This window comes from Amycolatopsis thailandensis, from assembly GCF_002234405.1.
Taxonomy (GTDB): domain Bacteria; phylum Actinomycetota; class Actinomycetes; order Mycobacteriales; family Pseudonocardiaceae; genus Amycolatopsis; species Amycolatopsis thailandensis.
On the sequence record NZ_NMQT01000046.1, the window covers coordinates 38,706 to 58,351 of the forward strand.

22 protein-coding genes are annotated in these 19,646 nt (G+C 69.0%); 14 read left to right on the top strand and 8 right to left on the bottom strand.

Translation table 11 applies throughout. The features are described 5' to 3' along the window. The first annotated feature begins 5 nt into the window (after positions 1–5). Both CFP71_RS13895 and CFP71_RS13900 read left to right on the top strand, forming a co-directional pair. On the top strand, positions 6–581 hold the full coding sequence (locus CFP71_RS13895) for an FKBP-type peptidyl-prolyl cis-trans isomerase (RefSeq protein ID WP_093934266.1): 576 nt from the start codon (positions 6–8) through the stop codon (positions 579–581). After that, entirely contained in the window at positions 581–826 is a 246-nt protein-coding gene (locus tag CFP71_RS13900; RefSeq protein WP_093934267.1) for a cold shock domain-containing protein, read from the top strand. Before CFP71_RS13895 ends, CFP71_RS13900 begins: the two co-directional genes overlap by 1 nt. A gap of 62 nt (positions 827–888) precedes the next feature. On the opposite strand, the gene CFP71_RS13905 is transcribed toward CFP71_RS13900, so the two are convergent. Continuing rightward, a complete protein-coding gene (locus CFP71_RS13905) occupies positions 889–1,422 on the bottom strand; it encodes a GNAT family N-acetyltransferase (protein WP_093934268.1) in 534 nt (177 codons plus the stop codon). Beyond that, a complete protein-coding gene (locus tag CFP71_RS13910; RefSeq protein ID WP_093934269.1) occupies positions 1,419–2,390 on the bottom strand; it encodes a quinone oxidoreductase family protein in 972 nt (323 codons plus the stop codon). The genes CFP71_RS13905 and CFP71_RS13910 overlap by 4 nt, the downstream gene beginning before the upstream one ends. A 95-nt stretch (positions 2,391–2,485) precedes the next feature. On the opposite strand from CFP71_RS13910, the gene CFP71_RS13915 reads away from it, so the two are divergent. Together CFP71_RS13915 and CFP71_RS13920 are read left to right on the top strand one after the other, a co-directional pair. Further along, positions 2,486–2,794, top strand: coding sequence for a hypothetical protein (locus tag CFP71_RS13915; protein WP_037344035.1), 309 nt, complete (start codon positions 2,486–2,488; stop codon positions 2,792–2,794). Beyond that, entirely contained in the window at positions 2,791–3,657 is an 867-nt protein-coding gene (locus CFP71_RS13920) for an ATP-grasp domain-containing protein (protein WP_093934270.1), read from the top strand. Before CFP71_RS13915 ends, CFP71_RS13920 begins: the two co-directional genes overlap by 4 nt. Positions 3,658–3,739: 82 nt before the next feature. Here the strand turns inward: CFP71_RS13920 and CFP71_RS13925 are convergent, their stop codons facing one another. From CFP71_RS13925 to mptB, 5 genes are all read right to left on the bottom strand, one after another. Beyond that, positions 3,740–4,687, bottom strand: coding sequence for an acyl-CoA desaturase (locus CFP71_RS13925; protein ID WP_093934271.1), 948 nt, complete (start codon positions 4,685–4,687; stop codon positions 3,740–3,742). 113 nt (positions 4,688–4,800) lie between these two features. Further along, the gene (locus CFP71_RS13930) at positions 4,801–5,769 is read right to left on the bottom strand and encodes a COX15/CtaA family protein (protein WP_093934272.1); all 969 of its coding nucleotides are present in this window, start codon (positions 5,767–5,769) and stop codon (positions 4,801–4,803) included. A 64-nt stretch (positions 5,770–5,833) separates the two neighbouring features. Beyond that, positions 5,834–6,634 carry an ABC transporter permease gene (locus CFP71_RS13935; RefSeq protein WP_093934273.1) on the bottom strand — a complete coding sequence of 267 codons (801 nt, stop codon included), beginning with the start codon at positions 6,632–6,634 and terminating at the stop codon, positions 5,834–5,836. Beyond that, a complete protein-coding gene (locus CFP71_RS13940) occupies positions 6,631–7,557 on the bottom strand; it encodes an ABC transporter ATP-binding protein (protein ID WP_093934274.1) in 927 nt (308 codons plus the stop codon). Before CFP71_RS13940 ends, CFP71_RS13935 begins: the two co-directional genes overlap by 4 nt. 19 nt (positions 7,558–7,576) lie before the next feature. Continuing rightward, positions 7,577–9,163, bottom strand: coding sequence for a polyprenol phosphomannose-dependent alpha 1,6 mannosyltransferase MptB (mptB, locus tag CFP71_RS13945; RefSeq protein ID WP_093934275.1), 1,587 nt, complete (start codon positions 9,161–9,163; stop codon positions 7,577–7,579). A 294-nt stretch (positions 9,164–9,457) separates the two neighbouring features. On the opposite strand from mptB, the gene CFP71_RS13950 reads away from it, so the two are divergent. The 10 genes from CFP71_RS13950 (at position 9,458) to lepB (ending at position 17,751) form a co-directional block, all read left to right on the top strand. Next, entirely contained in the window at positions 9,458–10,258 is an 801-nt protein-coding gene (locus CFP71_RS13950) for a helix-turn-helix transcriptional regulator (RefSeq protein WP_425266615.1), read from the top strand. A 38-nt stretch (positions 10,259–10,296) separates the two neighbouring features. Further along, the gene (gene sufB, locus CFP71_RS13955; protein WP_425266616.1) at positions 10,297–11,703 is read left to right on the top strand and encodes a Fe-S cluster assembly protein SufB; all 1,407 of its coding nucleotides are present in this window, start codon (positions 10,297–10,299) and stop codon (positions 11,701–11,703) included. Between the two features lie 2 nt (positions 11,704–11,705). Continuing rightward, complete coding sequence (sufD, locus tag CFP71_RS13960; protein ID WP_093934277.1) at positions 11,706–12,878, top strand: Fe-S cluster assembly protein SufD; 1,173 nt, start codon at positions 11,706–11,708, stop codon at positions 12,876–12,878. Positions 12,879–12,913: 35 nt separating this feature from the next. Beyond that, positions 12,914–13,684 (top strand): Fe-S cluster assembly ATPase SufC, encoded by a 771-nt coding sequence (gene sufC, locus CFP71_RS13965; RefSeq protein WP_007029703.1) that lies wholly within the window; start codon positions 12,914–12,916, stop codon positions 13,682–13,684. Between the two features lie 39 nt (positions 13,685–13,723). Next, positions 13,724–15,010, top strand: a complete 1,287-nt coding sequence (locus CFP71_RS13970) for a cysteine desulfurase (RefSeq protein WP_093934278.1) — start codon at positions 13,724–13,726, stop codon at positions 15,008–15,010. After that, positions 15,010–15,459: a Fe-S cluster assembly sulfur transfer protein SufU gene (gene sufU / locus CFP71_RS13975; RefSeq protein ID WP_093934279.1), complete on the top strand. Its 450-nt coding sequence runs from the start codon at positions 15,010–15,012 to the stop codon at positions 15,457–15,459. Before CFP71_RS13970 ends, sufU begins: the two co-directional genes overlap by 1 nt. After that, a complete protein-coding gene (locus CFP71_RS13980; RefSeq protein ID WP_007029706.1) occupies positions 15,456–15,863 on the top strand; it encodes a metal-sulfur cluster assembly factor in 408 nt (135 codons plus the stop codon). Before sufU ends, CFP71_RS13980 begins: the two co-directional genes overlap by 4 nt. 412 nt (positions 15,864–16,275) lie before the next feature. Then, positions 16,276–16,584, top strand: a complete 309-nt coding sequence (locus CFP71_RS13985; RefSeq protein ID WP_244199667.1) for an RNA polymerase sigma factor — start codon at positions 16,276–16,278, stop codon at positions 16,582–16,584. After that, positions 16,581–16,907, top strand: coding sequence for a YnfA family protein (locus tag CFP71_RS13990; RefSeq protein WP_020637161.1), 327 nt, complete (start codon positions 16,581–16,583; stop codon positions 16,905–16,907). Before CFP71_RS13985 ends, CFP71_RS13990 begins: the two co-directional genes overlap by 4 nt. Before the next feature lie 43 nt (positions 16,908–16,950). Beyond that, positions 16,951–17,751, top strand: a complete 801-nt coding sequence (gene lepB, locus CFP71_RS13995) for a signal peptidase I (RefSeq protein WP_093934281.1) — start codon at positions 16,951–16,953, stop codon at positions 17,749–17,751. On the opposite strand, the gene CFP71_RS14000 is transcribed toward lepB, so the two are convergent. Continuing rightward, a complete protein-coding gene (locus CFP71_RS14000; RefSeq protein ID WP_093934282.1) occupies positions 17,675–19,639 on the bottom strand; it encodes an ABC1 kinase family protein in 1,965 nt (654 codons plus the stop codon). The two genes, lepB and CFP71_RS14000, sit on opposite strands and share 77 nt — an antisense overlap. Between the last annotated feature and the right edge of the window lie 7 nt (positions 19,640–19,646).

The following is a 19,646-nucleotide window of genomic DNA, read 5'->3' on the forward strand; positions in this document are numbered from 1 at the left end:
GCCGCATGCGCACATTCGGCAAGATCGTGGTCATCGGCGCGGGCGTACTCGCCCTGGCGGCCTGTGGCGAGAAAGAGAACACCGCAGGTTCGGTCCAGTCGTCCGGCGCGGCCCCCGCGTCGGCCTCGACGTCGGCCCCGGCCTCGAAGGCCCCGACGGGCAAGGAGTGCACGGCGGAGGACGTGAAGACCACCGGGAAGTTCGGCGAGGCGCCGACCATCACCATCCCGGACGACTGCGACCCGCCGAAGAAGCTCATCACCAAGGACCTCGAGCCCGGCACCGGTGAGGGCGCCAAGGCCGGCGCCAACCTGAAGATGAACTACTCGCTGGTCACCTGGTCCAACAAGCAGAAGCTGGACAGCTCTTTCGACCGGGGCGAGCCGTTCGACCTGACCCTCGGCGCCGGCATGGTCATCAAGGGCTGGGACCAGGGTCTCGAAGGGATCAAGCAGGGCGCGCGGCGGCTGCTGATCATCCCGCCGGACCTCGGCTACGGCGAGGGCGGCCGCGGCATCGCGCCGAACGAGACCCTGGTGTTCGTCACCGACGCGGTGAGCGTCCCGACCGACAAGGGCTGATGGGGACTTCCGACGGACGCGTTCACCGGGGCCGGGTCCGCTCCTGGCTGGTGGACGACGGCTGGGGAGTCGTCGAGTCGGCCGACTTCGCCGATCCCATCTGGGTCCACTACTCGACGGTGACCGGTGTCCCGCCCGGTGAGTTCCGGCAGCTCCAGGTCGACGGCGAGGTGGAACTCACCGTCGAACACGCCGAGCAGGACGAGTTCCGCCTGCGGGCGATCTGGGTGCGGTCTGTCGGCTGAGAGTCCGTGAAGGCCTCCTTCCCTACCTTCAGAGTAGGGAAGGAGGCCTTCACGGACTTTTGCTACGAGCCGGCGTATTCCCAGGTGAGCAGGGTGATCTCCAGTCCCTTTTCGACCTTCGGCTCCGGAGGCGCGTCCGTCAGGGCATAGCCGACCCGGCGCGCGACAGCCTCGCTCGCCGCGTTCCCCGCGTCGATCTTCAGCCGGAGCGGCCCGAGCCCGAGTTCCAGCGCGTAAGCGGTGAGCACCCGCAGAGACCGCGCCGCGAGATCTTGCCCGCGGTGGGCCGGGCCGACCGCGTAGCCGAGCTCGACGTGGCCCTCTTCCTGCAGGAACACCACCACCTCGCCGAGTGGCTCATCGCCGTCGGTCGTGATGGCGAGCCGCCGTCCCGAGCCGTCCGCACGGCGGAGCCGGGCCTTTTCCAAGTGCTCCTTCGCCGCCACCTCGTCGAACGGCGACGGCAGCGGAGTGAACCGCGCGACAGCGGGATTGTCGAACAGTCCCGGCAGGTACGCGACGTCGTCTTCGATCCACTCCCGCAGGACGAGCCCCTCGCCCGTGAGCCGGACGTCTTCGGGCCAAGGCGCCGTCACGGGATCAGCAGGAGCTTGCCGGTGGTGCGCCGCCCCTGAAGGTCTTCGTGCGCCTGACGGGCGTCGGCCAGCGGGTAGCGGCCGCCGATCCGGATGTTCAGCGAGCCGTCCTGAACGGCGGCGAACAGTTCGTTCACTCGCCACTCCAGTTCCTCGCGGGTGAGCACGTAGTGCGCTGAGGTCGGGCGGGTGAGGTACACCGATCCGCTGCGGTTGAGCTGCTGCGGGTCGATCGGCGGGACCGGGCCACTGGCCGCGCCGTAGAGGGCGAGCAGGCCGCGGATCTTCAGGCTCGCCAGGCTGCCGTCCACAGTGGACTTGCCGACGCCGTCGTAGACCACGTCGACACCCTTGCCGCCGGTGAGGTCGCGGACGGCCTTGGCGAAGTCGACCTGGTCGTAGCGGACGACGTCGTCCGCGCCCGCCTGCTTGGCGAGTCCGGCCTTCTCGTCGGTGGAGACGGTGCCGATGACCCGCGCGCCGCGGGCCTTGGCCAGCTGGACCAGCAGCAGGCCCATGCCGCCCGCCGCGGCGTGGATCAGCACGTCGTCACCGGCCTTGACCTCGTAGGTCGAGGCGATCAGCGCGTGCGCCGTGATCCCCTGGAGCATCGTGGCCGCGGCGGTCTCCTCGGAAACGCCTTCCGGGATCTTCACCGCGATGGTGGCGGGGAGCAGACGGCGCTGGGCGTAGCTGCCCAGCGAACCCTGCCAGGCGACCCGGTCGCCGACGGTGAAACCGGTCACGTCCGCGCCGACCGCGGCCACCGTGCCCGCACCCTCCATGCCCAGGACGAACGGGGTGTCGACCGGGTAGATGCCCTCGCGGTGGTAGGTGTCGATGTAGTTGACGCCCGCCGCCGCGACGTCCACGAGCAGTTCGCCGGAACCGGGTTCGCCGACCTCGACTTGGGCCAGTTCAAGGACTTCGGGACCACCGGTTCGCCGGATCTGCACTGCCGCGGGCATACGTCCTCCTAGTTCAAGGTCCTTCCGACCGGGACAACTATGGCCGACGCCACGGTTATTCCGCGTCCCGGGCCTTTCGCGGTTAAGCTCGGCGCGTGGCTGAGACCGAAGAGAAGACCGAGACCGCCGCCCCCACGTCGCGCCAGGTCGCGGCCGCCCGCGACTTCGTGAAGCGGCACGGGAAGCCGTCGCGCGCGGTGGTGGAGAACATCGGCCGGATCGGCGCGCGGGTCGTGCTCGTGGGTGCCGACGGTGCGCTCGGTGACGTCGTCGTCGCGTCCGTGGAGGCCGGCGAGGCGCTGGTCGAGGCCGTCGAAGACCTCGAACCCGCCGAATGGGACAGCGAGACCGTGAAGGCCACCAAGATCGGCGCCGAGCACCGCCGCCGGATGGCGGGGAAGTGAGCGGCTCCGCGATCTTCGTCGCCTGTTCCACGCTGCCGGAGGGCGACGGCGACGAGCACGCCGTTCCCGAGGCGCTGGCCGACCTCGGCTTCAAGACCCGCTGGGCCGCCTGGGACGACACGACGGTCGACTTCGGCGCCGCGGACATCGTCGTGCTGCGCGCCACCTGGGATTACGCCGAGCGCCACGACGAGTTCCTGTCCTGGACCGAATCCGTGCCGTCGTTGTCCAATTCGGCGGAAGTCGTGCGCTGGAACACCGACAAGTCCTATCTGGCCGAACTCGGCGACGCCGGGGTCGCGGTCGTGCCGACGACGCTGATCGCGCCGGACGACAAGGCTCCGGGCTGGCCCAAGGGCGAGTTCGTGCTGAAGCCCGCCATCGGCGCGGGTTCGCGCGGCGCCGGCCGGTTCACCGCGGGCGACGCGGCCGCCGCGCACCTGACCGGGTTGCAGGCGGACGGGAACACCGTGCTGCTCCAGCCGTACCAGTCCAGTGTGGACAGTGACGGCGAGATCGCGCTGGTGTACTTCGGCGGCGTGTACTCGCACGCGTTCTCGAAGGCCGCGATGCTCGGGCGGGAACTCGACGAATCCGGGCTGTACGTGACGGAAAACCTCGCGCCGGTACAGCCTGCCGCGGGTTTCCGCGCGCTGGCCGAAGACGCGTTGGACGCGACGGCGGCGCTGCTCGGCATCCTGCGCGCGGAACTGCTCTACGCCCGTGTGGACCTCGTCGCCGGGCCGGACGGACGGCCGCTGCTGCTGGAACTGGAGCTCGTCGAGCCTTCGCTCGGTTTCCGGCAGACCGATGCGGCCGCCGCTTGGCGCTTCGCCTCCGCTGTGCGGCAACAACTCGCCTGACGCGCGCGTGTCATGAGGGGTCCCCATCGGACACTTTTCGTCCTATGGGGACCCCTCATGACATCGACGGGGGGGGGGAGCGTCAGGCGGGTTTGGCGAGTTTCGCGGCCAGCCGCTCCGGCTTCGGCCACCGCACGTCCCGTGCCCAGCCGAACTTCTCGAACAGCCAGATCACCCGCGCCGACACGTCGACCTGTCCGCGCAGGACACCGTGCCGCGCGCAGGTCGGGTCGGCGTGGTGGGAGTTGTGCCACGACTCGCCCATGGAAAGGATCGCCAGCGGCCAGAAGTTCGCCGCCTTGTCACGGCTCGCGAACGGGCGTTCCCCGATCAGGTGGCAGATCGAATTCACCGACCAGCTGACGTGGTGCAGGAACGCGATGCGGACCAGCCCGGCCCAGAAGAACCCGGTCACCACGCCCCACCAGGACCAGCTGATCAGCCCGCCGAGGATCGCGGGCAGCGCGAGGCTGAGCGTGATCCACAGCCAGAAGTAGCGGTTCACCACGCGAAGATCCTTGTCGGCCACCAGATCCGGTGCGAAGCGTTCGTAGTTGGTCACCTCACGGCTGAACATCCAGCCCATGTGCGCGTGCCAGAACCCGCGCAGCAGCGCCGTCGGCGACGTCCCGAACAGCCAGGGGGAGTGCGGGTCGCCTTCGCGGTCGGCGAAGGCGTGGTGGCGACGGTGGCTGGCCACCCAGAAGATGACCGACCCCTGCACCGCGAAACTCCCGGCGATGGCGAGCGCGATCCGCAGCGGCCGCCCGGCCTTGAAGGCGCCATGGGTGAAGTAGCGGTGGTAGCCGACGGTCACCCCGAGCGTCCCCAGGGTGTAGAACACCGCAGCCAGCGCGAGATCCACCCAGGTCATGCCCCAGCCCCACACGATCGGCACGGCGGCGAGCAGCGCGACGAACGGGACCAGCAGGAAGGTCTTGAGTATCAGCATCTCCCCGGAACCTCGGCGATGGGAGATCAGGGGCTTGGACTGACTGGCCGGTGCGTCCGGCTCGGTGCTGGCGGTCATGCGACACCTCGTGCCTCGACTCGGTGGTCCCCCCGTGTGGGGCACCGTGCGCAGCGTAAGGGCACCGTCTGGCGAGCATGCCGCCTGGGGGTTACGTCCGGTTTGCCGCGGGGTCAGTTCGAGGTGGCGAGTTCGCGTTCCGGCGCTGTGGCCGAGGAGACGGGACCGCGATCGCGTGAGCCGCACCACAGCGCCGCCGTCGAAATGATTACCAGCGCGGAACCGAGGACGTGGAACGAGACCAGCGCCTCCGGCACACCCAGGGCGTACTGCACCGAGCCCAGGACGCCCTGGGCGAGCGCGATGACCCACACGATGGTGTACCGCTGCCACAGCTGCTTCGGCGTCTCGCCCCGCATCAGCTGGAGCCCGAAGACGGCCAGCACGATCAAATAGACCACCAGCAGACCACCGTGGATCTGGGTGAGCGTCTCGATCGGAGCCTGGAACCGGTGGGTGCCGGGGTCGCCGCCGTGCGGTCCCGCGCCGGTCACGGTGGTCCCCGCCACGAGGACGGCCCACATCGTCGCGGCGAGCACGATCAGCGTCTTGCGGCCCGCGTCCGGGATCAGCCAGCGGGCGGGCTCGTCACCCTCGTTGAAGGCGCGCAGCAGCAGGACCGCGAGCCAGACCAGGGGGGTGGAGGCCAGGAAGTGGAGCGCGACGGTCCACCATTCGAGTTTGGCGAGCACGGTGATCCCGCCGACGACGGCCTGCAGCATCACGCCGGCGGGCATCGTCCAGGCCAGCTTCACCAGACGGCGGCGGCTCGGGTGCTCGATCTGCACGCGCCACGCGGTGATCACGCACAGCGCGGCGACGGCGATGACGACGCCGGTCAGCATCCGGTTGCTGAACTCGATCCACTGGGTGAGCGCGTCGAACTCGGGGTGTGCCACCGGGACGATGCTGCCCTCGACGCACTGCGGCCAGGTCGGGCAGCCGAGACCCGAGCCGGTGACGCGGACGACCGAGCCGGTGACGCCGATCCCCGCCTGGGCGATCACCGCCGCTATCGCGACCGCCCGCTGGACCGCGGACGAGGGATACGGCAGACGCGCTACAAGGCTCTGGAACGGCACCGCCCGATGCTAGAACGCCCTTCCTGAGAGCCTTCCACCGGCTACGCGGGCTGTGTCGCGGGCCTCAGGTGAGCTTGGTGGTCTTGCTCGCCAGCGCGCCCGCGACGACGCCCCAGCCGACGAGGACCGCGAACGGGCCCCAGCCGAACGAACCGTCCAGCAGCACCGAACGCAGGCCTTCGGCGAGCGCGCCCGACGGCAGCAGCTCGACGACCGTCGCGAGCCCGGACGGCATCGTCGACGGCGCCAGCAGGATGCCGCCGGCGAGCAGCAGCACGAACCAGACGATGTTCGCCAGCGCCAGCACGGCCTCCGCGCGCAGTGCCCCGCCGAGCAGCAGGCCCAGCGCGCCGAACGCGAGCGTGCCGACGATCAGGAACGGGATGGCGCCGAGGATCCCGCCGAGCGAGGGCGACCAGCCCAGCAGCGCGGCCACGACGCCGAGGATCACCGCCTGCAACGCGACCACCACCAGCGCGGCGGCCACCCGGCCCGCGATGAGCAGCCAGCGGGGCAGCGCCGTGGCGGAAAGTCGTTTGAGGACGCCGTACCGGCGGTCGAAGCCCAGCGCGATGGCCTGCCCGGTGAACGCGGACGACATCACCGCCAGCGCCAGGATCCTCGGCGTGATCCAGTCCACTTTGGACGAATCGCCGAGTTGCGACGACGGCAGGATGTCCAGCAGCGACAAGCCGATCAGCAGCGCGAGCGGGATGAGCAGGGTCAGCAGGATCTGCTCGCCGTGGCGCAGGGTCAGGCTCGCCTCGACCTTCGCGTGCGTGCGCAGCATCTTGCCGAGCGAGCCGCGGCCGGGGGCCGGGGTGAACGTGCCCGCGGTGAAGCGCGGTGTGGGCAGGGTCGTCATGCGCGCAGTTCCCGTCCGGTCAGCTCCAGGAAGACCTCTTCCAGCGTGCGCCTGCCGACCTGTAGTTCCTCCGGCATGACGCCCTGCTGCGCGCACCACGCCGTCACCGTCGACACCACCTGGGGGTCGATCGCGCCCTCGACGAGATAGGTCCCCGGTGCCGACTCGTGCACGAGGTGGCCTTCTGGCAGCGCCGCGGTCAGCAGGCCGGTGTCGAGTTTGGTGCGGGCCTTGAAACGCAGTTGCGCGGCCTCGCCGGCTTCGACGGTCAGCGACCGCGGGGAGCCTTCGACGACGACCTTGCCGTGGTCCACGATCACCACGGTGTCGGCCAGCGTTTCGGCCTCTTCCATCAGATGCGTGGTGAGCAGCACGCTGACCCCGTCGGCGCGCAGCGCTTCGAGCAGGTCCCAGACCAGGCGGCGGGCCTGCGGGTCCATCCCCGCCGTCGGCTCGTCGAGGAAGAGCAACTCCGGCCTGCCGACGAGCGCGCAGGCGAGCGAGAGCCGCTGCTGCTGTCCGCCGGAAAGCCGTTTGAACGGCGTCTTGCGCGCTCCCGAAAGACCGAGGACGTCCAGCAGCCAGGCCGGGTCGAGCGGATTCGCCGCGCACGCGGCGACCAGTCCGAGCATCTCGTCGGCGCGGACGCCGGGATACGCGCCGCCGCCCTGGGGCATGACGCCGATCCGCGGCCGCAAAGCCGAGCCGTCGCGCGTCGGATCCATGCCCAGGACACGGACTTCGCCGCCGTCAGGCCGCAGGAAGCCTTCGCAGATCTCGACGGTGGTGGTCTTGCCGGCCCCGTTCGGGCCGAGCAGTGCGAGCAGGGTGCCGCGGTCCATCCGCAGATCGAGTCCATCGACCGCGGTGGTGGATCCGTAGCGTTTCACCAGCCCGGTGATCTCGACGGCGGGGGCGTTCACGACAGGTCACGATACGGCCTCACGCCGGGAGCGAATGCTCCGGGACCGGCTTGGACAGCAGCAGTGGTGAGAGGCGGTGGACGACGAACAGCCCCAGAAGAGTGACGACCCCGGCGGCGGCCCACGCGAACGGCAGGACGAAACCCCGGCCCTCGAAGGTGCTTCCCGTCGTCGGCAGCAGGAACGGCAGGACGGCGGTGACGATCGTCGCGGCGATGCGGAACCGCGAGGTCCCCGCCGCCGCGGCGAGCGGGATGATCGCCCACAACAGGTACCAGGGCTGCAGCGCCACGTGCAGCACCATCACCGCGCCCAGCGAGACACCGAGGCCGATGATCGGCCGGTAGCGCCATTTGAAGCTGTCCCACAGGAACTTGACCGTCACCGCGCCGGCGACGAGATAGCCGAGCGCGCCGAGGATCGGCACCATCGCGTTGGTGTGGTTGCCGAGGCCGAGCGCGATGCCGAGGACACCGCCGAGCGCCGCGAGTTCCGACGTCGGGGAGATCCACGAGCGGACCAGCCCCGGCGTCCCGAGCGCGCCGACCCAGCCGAAGCCGAGGCCGGTGCCGTAACAGACCGCCACCAGCACCACGCCGAACAGCAGTGCCATCGGTATCGCCGCGGTGAGCAGGTCCTTGATCCGGCCGTGCCAGCGTCTGGCCACCATCACCGTGAAGAACGGAAGCGCCAGGATCGCGTTCAGTTTCACCGCGACGCCGAGGGTGATGAGCGTGACCCCGAGCCCGATGTACAGCAGTTCGCCCTTGGCCAGCGGGGGAGGCTCGTCGTTCTTGAACCGCACCGGCATCCGCTGGAGGCCGACCTCCAGCCCGGCCACCATGAGCCCGATGGCCAGCGCGTCGTTGTGGGCGCCCGCGACGAAGTGGAAGATCAGCAGCGGGTTCGCCGCGCCGAGCCACAGCGCGGTGGCCGGTTGCACGCCGAACCGCTTGGCCAGCCGGGGCAGCGCCCAGATGATCAGGATGACGCCGATCAGCGCGAGCCCGCGTTGCAGCAGCACGCCGGTGACGATGTTCCCGCTGCTCAGCGGGGCGAGCCAGCCGCCGAGACGCAGCAGCAGCGGGCCGTAGGGCGCCGGGGTCTCGCGCCACATGTTGGAGACGCCCGAGGTCAGCGGGTCGGAGACGCCGAGCGCCTCGGCCGGGCCGAGGGAGTACGGGTCCATCCCGCGGGCCACGATCTCGCTCTGCGCGAGATAGCTGTAGACGTCGCGGGAGAACAGCGGCGGGATGAACAGCAGCGGCGCGCACCAGAGCGCGATGGTGCGGGCGAGCTGGCCCTGGGTGGCGAGGCGGCGGCGCGCGGGCTGCGCGAACCGGCCGAGCAGCAGCCAGCTGAGCACGATGATCGCCATCCCCGCCAGGCCCATCGCGAGCGAGACCATGGGGATGCGGGTGAACAGCCGCAGGACCGGGATCTCCTGCACCGGGTTGATCACCGGCGCGGCGCCCGCGCCGAGCGAGCCGAGGGCGAGGAACAGCGAACCGACCGCGCCGAACCGGCGGACGACGTTCAGCCCGCGCAGTTCCTTGTCGTCGAGCGGCTCCGGTTCGCGGGGGTGGCCGGGGGAGAGCGTCGCCACCGATCCCGCGGCCGGGTACTTCTCCGGGCCTGCTTCGTCCGTGTCCCGCCCTGCCGGGTGATCGCCCACTGCCACGCACGAAGGGTAGCGACCGGAGGGAACAGACCGAGCGGGTACGTGGTTACCGAGGGCTGAAGGGGCCCTTCGCCGCGTGCGATGCGGTGAAGGACGCTTTCGTCTCATCGCATGCGGCGAAAGCGTCCTTCAGCCCCCGGAGTGGCCTGAGAGTGACCCACGCCACTCCGTGAGGCACCCCTCTTTGCCGTCTCCCCGGAAATACGTCACACTTGTGTTGTGAAAAAGACGGGGACGCAGGACGAGGCCGGTGGCGACATGCCCCGCGCCGAGGTCCAGCCTGTCCCCGCGCAGGTCGGTCCCGAGGGGCGGACCAGGCACGAAGTGGCCCGCTTGCTGCTGGAACAGGGGCCGATGACCGCCGTCGAGGTGGCCGATCAGCTGGGCATCAGCGCGGCCGCCGTCCGCCGTCATCTCGACGCGCTGCTCGCCGACGGCGAAGCCGAAACCCGGGACGCGCCTCGCCGCGGCCCCCGCGGCCGAGGACGTCCCGCCAAGAACTTCCTGCTCACCGAAGCCGGCCGCGCCCGGTTCGGGCACGCCTACGACGACCTCGCGTCCTCGGCCATCCGGTTCCTCTCCGAACACGCCGGGGAAGACGCCGTGAAGGCCTTCGCGGAGGCCCGTGTCGCTTCGCTGGTCGGCCCGCACCAGGACGCGATCACCAAGCACACCGACCCTGCCACCCGCGCCGAGGCCCTCGCTGCGGCGCTGACCAGGGAGGGTTACGCTGCGTCGACCCGTCAGGTCGGTGTCGGCGAACAGCTCTGCCAGCACCATTGCCCGGTCGCCCACGTCGCCGCCGAGTTCCCTCAGTTGTGTGAAGCCGAGACAGAGGCTTTCGCGGAACTTCTGGGTACTCACGTGCAACGACTGGCGACCATCGCACGCGGTGACAACGTGTGCACCACCCACGTACCCGTCGTTTCGGCGGGTCACCCGGCCACACCCGCGCCGGGAAGCACGGCGCCCTCCCCAGGGCGCACAGCACGGATCCCGAATGGAGGGAAACCCGCATGACTGCCGCTGCCGAGCAGCGCACTCCCACCACCGCGCCCATGAGCCAGGAAGAGACCATCGAGTCCCTTGGCAAGTACGCGTTCGGCTGGGCGGACTCCGACGAGGCGGGCGCCAGCGCCCGCCGAGGACTGAACGAGGACGTCGTCACCGACATCTCCTCGAAGAAGTCGGAGCCGGAGTGGATGCGCGAAGCGCGACTGAAGGCGCTCAAGCTCTTCGATCTGAAGCCCATGCCCAACTGGGGTGCGGACCTCTCCGGGATCGACTTCGACAACATCAAGTACTTCGTGCGGTCCAGTGAGAAGCAGGCCACTTCCTGGGAAGACCTGCCCGAGGACATCAAGAACACGTACGACAAGCTCGGCATCCCCGAGGCGGAGAAGCAGCGCCTCGTCGCCGGTGTCGCCGCGCAGTACGAGTCCGAGGTCGTCTACCACTCGATCCGTGAGGATCTGGAGGCGCAGGGCGTCCTGTTCCTGGACACCGACACCGCGCTCAAGGAGCACCCGGAGATCTTCAAGGAGTACTTCGGCTCCGTGATCCCGGCCGGGGACAACAAGTTCTCCGCGCTGAACACCGCGGTGTGGTCCGGCGGCTCGTTCATCTACGTCCCCAAGGGCGTCAAGGTGGACATCCCGCTGCAGGCCTACTTCCGGATCAACACCGAGAACATGGGTCAGTTCGAGCGGACCCTGATCATCGTCGACGAAGACGCCTACGTGCACTACGTCGAGGGTTGCACCGCGCCGATCTACCAGTCCGACTCGCTGCACTCGGCGGTCGTGGAGATCATCGTGAAGAAGGGCGCCCGCTGCCGGTACACGACCATCCAGAACTGGTCGAACAACGTCTACAACCTGGTCACCAAGCGCGCCAAGTGCGAAGAGGGCGCGACCATGGAGTGGATCGACGGCAACATCGGTTCCAAGGTCACGATGAAGTACCCGTCCGTGTTCCTCATGGGCGAGCACGCCAAGGGCGAGGTCCTCTCGGTCGCGTTCGCGGGCGAGGGCCAGCACCAGGACGCCGGCGCGAAGATGGAGCACCTGGCGCCGCACACCTCCTCGACCATCGTGTCGAAGTCGGTGGCGCGCGGCGGTGGCCGCACCTCCTACCGCGGCCTGGTCAAGGTCGCGAAGCGGGCGCACCACTCACGGTCCAGCGTGGTCTGTGACGCGCTGCTGGTCGACACGATCTCGCGGTCGGACACGTACCCGTACGTCGACATCCGCAACGACGAGGTGTCGATGGGCCACGAGGCGACCGTCTCGAAGGTCAGCGAAGACCAGATGTTCTACCTCATGTCGCGCGGTCTCGACGAGGCCGAGGCCATGGCGATGATCGTGCGCGGGTTCGTCGAGCCCATCGCGCGTGAGCTGCCGATGGAGTACGCGCTCGAGCTGAACCGCCTGATCGAGCTTCAGATGGAAGGGTCCGTCGGCTAGTCATGTCGGTTACCGAGAACAACGTTTCCGAAGCGATGCGCGAAGGGGTGGTCATCCCGGCCACCTCTCGCGCGGAGCGCTTCACCTCGCACGACGTCGAGGCCTTCGAGGTCCCCGGCGGTCGCGAGGAGAACTGGCGTTTCACGCCGATGAAGCGGCTGCGCGGCCTGCACGACGGGTCCGCCACCGCTTCGGGTTCGGCCACCGTGGACGCCGACGCCGCCCCTGAACTGAAGATCGAGAAGGTCGGCCGGGACGACGAGCGCCTCGGCGTCGCGGGTGTCCCGAGCGACCGGATCGCCGCGCAGGCCTACTCCTCGTTCACCGAGGCCACCGTCATCACGGTGCCCAAGGAGACGAAGACGTCGAAGCCGTCGACGGTGAAGATCACCGGCCCCGGCGAGGGCGAGGTCGCCTACGGGCACGTGCAGGTCCGCGCCGAGCAGTTCTCCGAGGCCGTCATCGTCCTCGATCACGTCGGCTCCGGCACCTACGCCGACAACGTCGAGTTCGTCATCGGCGATTCGGCGAACGTGACCGTGGTCAGCGTCCAGGACTGGGCCGACGACGCGGTGCACGTCTCCGAGCAGCACCTCAAGCTCGGCCGCGACGCCACGCTCAAGCACATCGTGATCACGCTGGGCGGTGACCTGGTCCGCGTCTCGCCGACGGCGACCTTCGCCGACAAGGGCGGCGACGTCGAAATGCTCGGCCTGTACTTCGCGGACGAAGGGCAGCACCAGGAGCACCGGCTCTTCGTCGACCACGCGGTGCCGAACTGCAAGTCGCGGGTGATGTACAAGGGCGCGTTGCAGGGCGACGGCGCGCACACCGTGTGGGTCGGCGACGTGCTGATCCGCGCGGCCGCCGAAGCGACCGACACCTACGAGCTCAACCGCAACCTGGTGCTGACGCCGGGCGCGCGGGCGGACTCGATCCCGAACCTGGAGATCGAGACCGGCGAGATCGAAGGCGCCGGCCACGCGAGCGCGACGGGAAGGTTCGACGACGAGCAGTTGTTCTACCTCCAGTCGCGCGGAATCGGCGAAGACGCCGCGCGCCGGTTGGTCGTGCGCGGGTTCTTCCACGAGATCCTGGTCAAGATCGGCGTTCCCGAGGTGCGCGAGCGTCTCGAAGCCGCGATCGAAGCCGAGCTCGAAGCCGTGGGCGTCTAAGCCCTCGTCCGTCCACATCAGACTTTAGGAAAGAAATGCCTACGCTGGAAATCAAGGATCTGCACGCCTCGGTCACGACCGAGGAGGGCCCCAAGGAGATCCTCAAGGGCGTCAACCTGACCATCAAGTCGGGCGAGACCCACGCGATCATGGGCCCCAACGGTTCGGGCAAGTCCACGCTGTCGTACGCCATCGCCGGCCACCCCAAGTACGAAGTCACCTCCGGGCAGGTCCTGCTCGACGGTGAGGACGTGCTGGAGATGAGCGTCGACGAGCGCGCCCGCGCGGGCCTGTTCCTCGCCATGCAGTACCCGGTCGAGGTGCCGGGCGTGTCCATGTCCAACTTCCTCCGCACCGCGGCCACCGCGGTCCGTGGCGAGGCCCCCAAGCTGCGCCACTGGGTCAAGGAGGTCAAGGAGGAGATGGGCAAGCTGGAGATCTCGTCCGAGTTCGCCGAGCGTTCGGTGAACGAGGGCTTCTCCGGCGGCGAGAAGAAGCGCCACGAGATCCTGCAGCTGGCGCTGCTCAAGCCGAAGATCGCCATCCTCGACGAGACCGACTCCGGCCTCGACGTCGACGCGCTGCGCGTCGTGTCCGAGGGCGTCAACGAGTTCAAGGCCAACAACGACGCGGGCGTCATGCTGATCACGCACTACACGCGGATCCTGCGGCACATCACGCCCGACTTCGTGCACGTGTTCGCCGGCGGCAAGATCGTCGAGTCCGGCGGCCGTGAACTCGCGGACGAGCTCGAGGAGAACGGGTACGTCAAGTACACCGGCTCCGCCGAGACCGCCGCTGTCTGATCACTGAACTTCACGACTACACCGAGAGGAGTTGGCCCGATGACCACCACCACGGCTAACTCTGTACCGCTGGACGTAGCGGCCATCAGGGCCGACTTCCCGATCCTGACCCGCACGGTGCGGGACGGGAAACCCTTGGTGTATCTGGATTCCGGTGCGACGTCCCAGAAACCGGCGCAGGTGCTCGAAGCCGAGCGCCGGTTCCTGGAGACCTCGAACGCCGCGGTGCACCGCGGCGCGCACCAGCTCGCCGAGGAGGCGACCGACGCCTACGAGTCCGCCCGCGTGCGGATCGCGGAGTTCGTCGGCGCCTCCCCGCACGAGCTGGTGTTCACCAAGAACGCCACCGAGGGCATCAACCTCGTCGCCTACGCGATGAGCAACGCCGCCACGGCCGGTCCCGAGGCCGAGCGGTTCAAGATCGGACCCGGCGACGAGATCGTCATCACCGAGATGGAGCACCACGCGAACCTGGTGCCGTGGCAGCAGCTCTGCCAGCGCACCGGCGCGACGCTGAAGTGGTTCTCCGTCACCGCGGACGGTCGTCTCGATCTGTCCAATGTGGACGAGCTGATCACCGAGCGGACCAAGGTGCTCGCGTTCACGCACCAGTCCAACGTGCTCGGCACGATCAACCCGGTCGAGTTCCTGGTGAAGAAGGCCCGCAAGGTCGGCGCGCTGGTCGTGCTGGACGCCTGCCAGTCGGTGCCGCACTTCCCGGTGGACCTCCACAAGCTGGACGTCGACTTCGCCGCTTTCGCCGGGCACAAGATGGTCGGCCCGTACGGCATCGGTGTCCTCTACGGACGTCGCGAGCTGCTCGAAGCGATGCCGCCGTTCCTGACCGGCGGTTCGATGATCGAGATGGTCCGCATGGAGCAGACCACGTTCGCCGCGCCGCCGCAGCGGTTCGAGGCGGGCACCCCGATGACGTCGCAGGCCGTCGGCCTCGGCGCGGCCGCCGACTACCTGTCGGCGATCGGCATGGACCGGGTCGCCGCGCACGAACACCTCCTCACCGAGGCCGCGCTGACCGGACTCGGCGAGATCCCCGGCGTGCGGATCATCGGCCCCACCGACATGGCCGACCGCGGCGGACTGGTGTCGTTCGTCATCGACGGCGTCCACCCGCACGACTCGGGCCAGGTGCTGGACAGCCTCGGCGTCGCCGTCCGCGTCGGGCACCACTGCGCGTGGCCGCTGCACCGGGCCTGCTCGGTCCCGGCGACCGTGCGCGCGTCGTTCTACGTCTACAACACCCTGTCCGAAGTGGACGCTTTGGTGAACGGTGTGCGCGAGGCGCAGAAGTTCTTCGGGGTGGCGTGATGAACCTGGAGAGCATGTACCAGGAGATCATCCTGGACCACTACAAGAACCCGCACGGCCGCGGCCTGCGCGAGCCGTTCGACGGTGAGTCGTTCCAGGTCAACCCGACCTGCGGCGACGAGGTGACACTGCGGGTGAAGGTCGACGACGGGAAGGTCGCCGACGTCTCCTACGACGGTCAGGGCTGCTCGATCAGCCAGGCCTCCACGTCGGTCTTGACGGATCTCGTCGTCGGGCACACCGTGGAGGAGGCGTTCACCACCATGGACGCCTTCGTCGAGCTGATGCAGGGCAAGGGCCAGATCGAACCCGACGAGGACGTGCTGGAGGACGGCATCGCCTTCGCCGGCGTGGCCAAGTACCCGGCCCGCGTCAAATGCGCCCTGCTCGGATGGATGGCGTTCAAGGACGCCGTCGCCCGCACGACCAACGGAGTTGAGACGGCATGACCGAACAGCAGACCGAAACCCGCGAGGGGCGCACGGCCGCCGACCTCGACGCCGAGACCGCCGCCGCCCCGGACACCGCCGACGTGGCGAAGGTCGAGGACGTCGAAGAGGCGATGCGCGACGTCGTCGACCCCGAACTCGGCATCAACGTCGTCGACCTCGGGCTCGTCTACGGCATCCACGTCGAGCCGGACAACACGGCCACCATCGACATGACCCTGACGTCCGCGGCCTGCCCGCTCACCGACGTCATCGAGGACCAGACCGGTGCCGCGCTCGTCGGCGGGGGAACGGGACTGGTCAAGGACTTCCGGATCAACTGGGTCTGGATGCCGCCGTGGGGCCCGGAGAAGATCACCGAGGACGGCCGCGAACAGCTGCGCGCCCTCGGCTTCACCGTCTGATCCCAGCTTTTGCGCTCACGCGCGCCATGAACGGTCCTTTCCTTGCGAATTTCGCAAGGAAAGGACCGTTCATGGCGTTCGGGAGGGTGGCGAAGTACGTGAAGGCCCCCTTCACGTACTTAGGCGCAAGCAAGGGGGCCTTCATGTACTTGAGCACTACCGTCGGCAGTCGTTGCGGTGGCCGCGACGAAGTCCGTGAAGGGCTCCTTGCCTACCCTGAAGGTAGTGAAGGAGGCCTTCACGGACTCCAGCCGAGCCCCGCACCCCTCGGTCATCTCGCATTTGGTCCACTGAATGCGAATTGCGGCGTATAATGATCTATACGGCGTCGCTGTGATCAGTCGTAGGTCAGCTGACCGGGGTCGACGCCGCTGCACTGGACAGAATGCTTCGCCGGATCGCGCCAGAGGTATTGCGCCGATGTGGACGGTTCCTGCCCCGCCACCAGGGCGCAGAGGAAGTGTGCCAGGAGGTCCTGGACAAGGTCGCGGCGAAGTTGCCCGCGTTCGAGTGGCGGTCGAAGTTCGGCACCTGGTTGCATGGCGTCGTGTCCAACAGCGCGCTCAGCACGTACCGCTCGCTCAAACACCGCCCGTTCATCCTGCGCGACATCTCCCAGCTGACCTACGCCGAGATCGCCGAAGAGCTGGAAGCCCCGGTCGGCACGGTGAAGTCGCAGGTGCACGACGCGCGCCAGGCGATTCAGGAACTGCTCGGATGATCCGGTCCATCGCGCTCTTCGCGCTCGCCGCCCTCCTGGAGATCGGCGGCGCCTGGCTGATCTGGCAGGGCGTCCGGGAACACCGCGGCTACCTCTGGATCGGCGCGGGCGTCGTCGCGCTCGGCCTCTACGGCTTCGTCGCGACACTGCAACCCGACGCGAACTTCGGGCGCATCCTCGCCGCGTACGGTGGCGTCTTCGTCGCGGGTTCGCTGGCTTGGGGAATGGTCGCCGACGGCTACCGGCCGGACCGCTACGACGTGATCGGCGCTTTGATCTGCCTGGCCGGGGTCGGCGTCATCATGTACGCGCCCCGAGGTTGAGCGTTCGCCGGAAAACTGTCGGTCACCGGCGCTATCGTGCGCTGTGACCGAAACGGACTTCCCCGCTCCGCCCGCCGACAGACCCGGGCCGAAGCGAAGATTCTCCCCGCTCCTGCTCGTGATGATCCTCGTGGCGATCGTCGGCGTGGGCATCGGGGGATACGGGTTCTGGACCCTGATGGGCTATCGGATGGTGAGTGTCCCCGGCGAAGCGATGACGCCCACGATCCAGCCGGGCGAGGTCGTGCTGTATCGCTGGGCGGAACTCCCCGAGATTCCGCGCGGCGCGGTCGTCCTCATGGACCTTTCGGCGTTCCCGGACGCGGGACCCGGCGAGGGCCGGGCCGTCAAGCGGGTGATCGGCATCGGTGGTGATCAGGTCGTCTGCTGTACGAAGGACAACCTGATCACCGTGAACGGGAAGCCGGTCAAGGAGCCGTACACCGAGGACGACAACGGGTACGGCCGCAAGGAATACCGGCCGTTCAGCGTCCAGGTGCCGCCGGGCACGGTGTTCGTCGCCGGTGACCTGCGGAACAATTCCCGGGACTCGCGTATCTACACCGAGGAGCCCGGCAACGGCGCCGTTCCCCTGGCGAAGCTGAGCGGAATCGTCGTCGGACTGGGGAGCCCTTTCTCCGCCGAGCCCTTTCCGCAGACCACCGCTTTCGTCGAGGCCGGGCTTCCGGGAGATCCCGTGTCCGACACCGGGTTCCGTACTTCGCGTCTGCTGATGTTCGGCGGAGCCGGGCTCGTCGTCCTCGGCGTCATCGGGACGATCGTGACCGTTGTCCGGTCCGCCGGAAAACGACGAAGAGCAGCCGCAATCCCACCAGCGCGCTGACCACCAGCAGGTTGTAGCCGAACAGCTGATGCAGCGTGACCCCCGGCAGCACCTCCGGGCCGGTCGCGCTGCCCAGCAACAGCACGGCCATCAGCCCGGTGGCCGCGCCGACGAACGCCAGCAGGACCTCGTGCACCAGCCCGGTGACCACGTCGCGGTCGCGTTCGTCGGAGAACAGCCGGACGTTGACCGAAAGCCTGCCCTGCTCCAGCGCGTCGCCGATCCGGTCGACGCGGCGGGGCAGGCGGCGCAGCACCGGCAGGAGCGCCATCAGTTCGTTGGTGGCCGTGGAGCGCAGCGATTCCGGCCGCAACCCGGCGCCGACCTGCTCGGCGGCGTAGGCACGGGATTCGACGACGATGTTGAACCCCGGCGCCAGCGCGGCGAGAGTTCCCTCCAAAGTGGCCAGGGCGCGGAACACCGCGGCGATCGGCGGGGGCACGCTGAGCCGGAAGTCGGCGATCACCCGGAACAGGTCGGTGAACATGTCCAGATCCGGGGCCTGCCCGTGGTTGAAGTGCTTGGCCACCAAGGCACCCAGCGCCCGCTCCAGCCGCCGCTCCTCGATCTCGTCCGGCCGGTCGACGATCTCCAGCAGGCCGTCGCGCAACGCGGCCGGGTCGCCGCGGTCGAGGGCGAGGATGAGGTTCTGCAACCCGGCGCGCAGACCCGAGTCGAGCCGTCCGACGGAGCCGAAGTCGAGCAAGCCCAGCCTGCCGTCGGTGAGCAGCAGGACGTTGCCGGGATGCGGGTCGGCGTGGAAGACGCCGCTGCCCATCACCTGGCCGAGCACACAGCGCAGCATCGACCGCGCGAGGTTCGCCCGTTCCGCGACCGGGACCTGCTCCTTGGCGGCGGCGAGCGGTTTGCCGTCGAGGCGCCGCATCACCAGCACGCGTTCGGTGGACAGTGCTTTGTGGACGGTCGGAAGCGCGATCTCGGTACCGGGGTAGGCCGCGGCGACCGCTTCGATGTTCCTGGCCTCGGTGCGGAAATCGAGCTCTTCGACCAGGGCGTCGGCGAATCCCTCGGCGAGGTCGACGACGCCGAGCGAGCGGGCCCAGTCCGCGCGCTGGTCGAGCGCGGCCGCGACCCGGCGGACGATGTCGAGGTCCCGTTCGACCAGTGCCTGTATGCCGGGCCGCTGGACCTTGACGACGACGTCCTGCCCGTCGCGCAGCTTCGCCCGGTAGACCTGCGCGATCGACGCGGCCGCGATCGGCTCCGGATCGAACTCGGCGAAGATCTCGTCCGGATTTCCGCCCAGTTCTTCGCGCAGCACCGTCGCGACCTCGTCGGCGTCGGCGAAGGCGACCTGGTCCTGGAGCTTGCTCAGCTCGTCGACGAACACCGGCGGGAGCAGGTCGGATCGCGTGGAGAGCAGCTGGCCGAGTTTCACGAACGTCACGCCGCCCTCTTCCAGCGCGCGTCGCAGCGAGCGCGCCAGCTTGGCGTGCCGGACCTGGGCGAGGCCGGGTTCGCGGCGGCCGGTGAGGTACCGGCCGAGGCCGTGCTTGATCGCGATCCGGGTGATCTGCGAGTACCGCCGCGTCCGGGCCGCGCGGCGGCGCAGTGACCGGATCCTGCCGATCAGCCCGAGCCCCGAACCGGAAGGCAGGACGAACTCCGCGACGAACAGGAAGATCAGCGTCGCCAGGAACGCGCTGCCCGCCACCGGGATGACCAGCCCGGCGAAGGCGCCGCCCGCGTACATCAGCCGGGGGACCGCGGTGAGGATGCCGCCCGCGACCAGCCAGCCGAAGCCGGCGGCGCAGAACGCGCGGATCACGCCGATCCGCACACCCAGCACGCGGCGGGCGGCGACCACGAGTGGCCACAGCATCAGCGCGTAGACGGGCAACGTGAGCAGGCCGAGCAGCAGGTTCATGCCGATG

Bases quoted from the DNA above. Each gene is read 5' to 3' on its own strand.
- CFP71_RS13935 (WP_093934273.1), bottom strand. From the start codon at position 6,634: ATGACGACCCTGCCCACACCGCGCTTCACCGCGGGCACGTTCACCCCG.
- CFP71_RS13910 (WP_093934269.1), bottom strand. From the start codon at position 2,390: ATGCCCGCGGCAGTGCAGATCCGGCGAACCGGTGGTCCCGAAGTCCTT.
- CFP71_RS14000 (WP_093934282.1), bottom strand. From the start codon at position 19,639: ATGAACCTGCTGCTCGGCCTGCTCACGTTGCCCGTCTACGCGCTGATG.
- sufU (WP_093934279.1), top strand. From the start codon at position 15,010: ATGAACCTGGAGAGCATGTACCAGGAGATCATCCTGGACCACTACAAG.
- CFP71_RS13925 (WP_093934271.1), bottom strand. From the start codon at position 4,687: ATGACCGCCAGCACCGAGCCGGACGCACCGGCCAGTCAGTCCAAGCCC.
- CFP71_RS13900 (WP_093934267.1), top strand. From the start codon at position 581: ATGGGGACTTCCGACGGACGCGTTCACCGGGGCCGGGTCCGCTCCTGG.
- CFP71_RS13970 (WP_093934278.1), top strand. From the start codon at position 13,724: ATGACCACCACCACGGCTAACTCTGTACCGCTGGACGTAGCGGCCATC.
- CFP71_RS13990 (WP_020637161.1), top strand. From the start codon at position 16,581: ATGATCCGGTCCATCGCGCTCTTCGCGCTCGCCGCCCTCCTGGAGATC.
- CFP71_RS13895 (WP_093934266.1), top strand. From the start codon at position 6: ATGCGCACATTCGGCAAGATCGTGGTCATCGGCGCGGGCGTACTCGCC.
- CFP71_RS13980 (WP_007029706.1), top strand. From the start codon at position 15,456: ATGACCGAACAGCAGACCGAAACCCGCGAGGGGCGCACGGCCGCCGAC.
- sufC (WP_007029703.1), top strand. From the start codon at position 12,914: ATGCCTACGCTGGAAATCAAGGATCTGCACGCCTCGGTCACGACCGAG.
- sufB (WP_425266616.1), top strand. From the start codon at position 10,297: ATGAGCCAGGAAGAGACCATCGAGTCCCTTGGCAAGTACGCGTTCGGC.
- sufD (WP_093934277.1), top strand. From the start codon at position 11,706: ATGTCGGTTACCGAGAACAACGTTTCCGAAGCGATGCGCGAAGGGGTG.